The sequence below is a fragment of the Pseudomonas sp. UYEF17 genome (assembly GCF_040546125.1).
GTDB classification, from domain to species: domain Bacteria; phylum Pseudomonadota; class Gammaproteobacteria; order Pseudomonadales; family Pseudomonadaceae; genus Aquipseudomonas; species Aquipseudomonas putida_Z.
In genome coordinates this window covers 1-2,656 of record NZ_JBEPNE010000044.1, presented here as the reverse complement: position 1 = coordinate 2,656, position 2,656 = coordinate 1, and the positions used below count along the sequence as shown (strand labels likewise).

General features: G+C 52.1%; 1 rRNA gene. It reads right to left on the bottom strand.

The annotated features are described in order from the left end of the window. Positions 1 to 2,656 (bottom strand): 23S ribosomal RNA (locus tag ABIB24_RS26710); the annotation flags it as partial.

Below are 2,656 nucleotides of genomic sequence, written 5' to 3'. Positions count from 1 at the left end.
AGGGGATTCAAGATCCCAGTGAGATCTCATCTTGAGGCAAGTTTCCCGCTTAGATGCTTTCAGCGGTTATCTCTTCCGAACATAGCTACCCGGCAATGCCACTGGCGTGACAACCGGAACACCAGAGGTTCGTCCACTCCGGTCCTCTCGTACTAGGAGCAGCCCCTCTCAAATCTCAAACGTCCACGGCAGATAGGGACCGAACTGTCTCACGACGTTCTAAACCCAGCTCGCGTACCACTTTAAATGGCGAACAGCCATACCCTTGGGACCGGCTTCAGCCCCAGGATGTGATGAGCCGACATCGAGGTGCCAAACACCGCCGTCGATATGAACTCTTGGGCGGTATCAGCCTGTTATCCCCGGAGTACCTTTTATCCGTTGAGCGATGGCCCTTCCATACAGAACCACCGGATCACTAAGACCTACTTTCGTACCTGCTCGACGTGTTTGTCTCGCAGTCAAGCGCGCTTTTGCCTTTATACTCTACGACCGATTTCCGACCGGTCTGAGCGCACCTTCGTACTCCTCCGTTACTCTTTGGGAGGAGACCGCCCCAGTCAAACTACCCACCATACACTGTCCTCGATCCGGATAACGGACCTGAGTTAGAACCTCAAAGTTGCCAGGGTGGTATTTCAAGGATGGCTCCATGAGAACTGGCGTCCCCACTTCAAAGCCTCCCACCTATCCTACACAAGCAAATTCAAAGTCCAGTGCAAAGCTATAGTAAAGGTTCACGGGGTCTTTCCGTCTAGCCGCGGATACACTGCATCTTCACAGCGATTTCAATTTCACTGAGTCTCGGGTGGAGACAGCGCCGCCATCGTTACGCCATTCGTGCAGGTCGGAACTTACCCGACAAGGAATTTCGCTACCTTAGGACCGTTATAGTTACGGCCGCCGTTTACCGGGGCTTCGATCAAGAGCTTCGCTTGCGCTAACCCCATCAATTAACCTTCCGGCACCGGGCAGGCGTCACACCCTATACGTCCACTTTCGTGTTTGCAGAGTGCTGTGTTTTTAATAAACAGTCGCAGCGGCCTGGTATCTTCGACCGGCATGGGCTTACGGAGCAAGTCCTTCACCCTCGCCGGCGCACCTTCTCCCGAAGTTACGGTGCCATTTTGCCTAGTTCCTTCACCCGAGTTCTCTCAAGCGCCTTGGTATTCTCTACCTAACCACCTGTGTCGGTTTGGGGTACGGTTCCCAGTTATCTGAAGCTTAGGAGCTTTTCTTGGAAGCATGGTATCAACCACTTCGTCGCCTAGAGGCAACTCGTCATCAGCTCTCGGCCTTGAAATCCCGGATTTGCCTAAGATTTCAGCCTACCACCTTAAACCTGGACAACCAACGCCAGGCTGGCCTAACCTTCTCCGTCCCTCCATCGCAATAACTGGAAGTACAGGAATATTAACCTGTTTTCCATCGACTACGCTTTTCAGCCTCGCCTTAGGGACCGACTAACCCTGCGTCGATTAACGTTGCGCAGGAAACCTTGGTCTTTCGGCGTGCGAGTTTTTCACTCGCATTGTCGTTACTCATGTCAGCATTCGCACTTCTGATACCTCCAGCAAGCTTCTCAACTCACCTTCACAGGCTTACAGAACGCTCCTCTACCGCGTCATCAAAGATGACACCCGTAGCTTCGGTGCATGGTTTGAGCCCCGTTACATCTTCCGCGCAGGCCGACTCGACTAGTGAGCTATTACGCTTTCTTTAAAGGGTGGCTGCTTCTAAGCCAACCTCCTAGCTGTCTAAGCCTTCCCACATCGTTTCCCACTTAACCATGACTTTGGGACCTTAGCTGACGGTCTGGGTTGTTTCCCTTTTCACGACGGACGTTAGCACCCGCCGTGTGTCTCCCATGCTCGGCACTTCCAGGTATTCGGAGTTTGCATCGGTTTGGTAAGTCGGGATGACCCCCTAGCCGAAACAGTGCTCTACCCCCTGGAGTGATACATGAGGCGCTACCTAAATAGCTTTCGAGGAGAACCAGCTATCTCCGAGCTTGATTAGCCTTTCACTCCGATCCACAGGTCATCCGCTAACTTTTCAACGGTAGTCGGTTCGGTCCTCCAGTCAGTGTTACCTAACCTTCAACCTGCCCATGGATAGATCGCCCGGTTTCGGGTCTATACCCAGCGACTAAACGCCCTATTAAGACTCGCTTTCGCTACGCCTCCCCTATTCGGTTAAGCTCGCCACTGAATATAAGTCGCTGACCCATTATACAAAAGGTACGCAGTCACCTAACAAAGTAGGCTCCCACTGCTTGTACGCATACGGTTTCAGGTTCTATTTCACTCCCCTCTCCGGGGTTCTTTTCGCCTTTCCCTCACGGTACTGGTTCACTATCGGTCAGTCAGTAGTATTTAGCCTTGGAGGATGGTCCCCCCATATTCAGACAAAGTTTCTCGTGCTCCGTCCTACTCGATTTCATTGACAAGAGATTTTCGTGTACGGGGCTATCACCCACTATGGCCGCACTTTCCAGAGCGTTCCACTAATCTCAAATCAACTTAAGGGCTGGTCCCCGTTCGCTCGCCACTACTAAGGGAATCTCGGTTGATTTCTTTTCCTCAGGGTACTTAGATGTTTCAGTTCCCCTGGTTCGCCTCTTGCACCTATGTATTCAGTACAAGATACTCAGCTT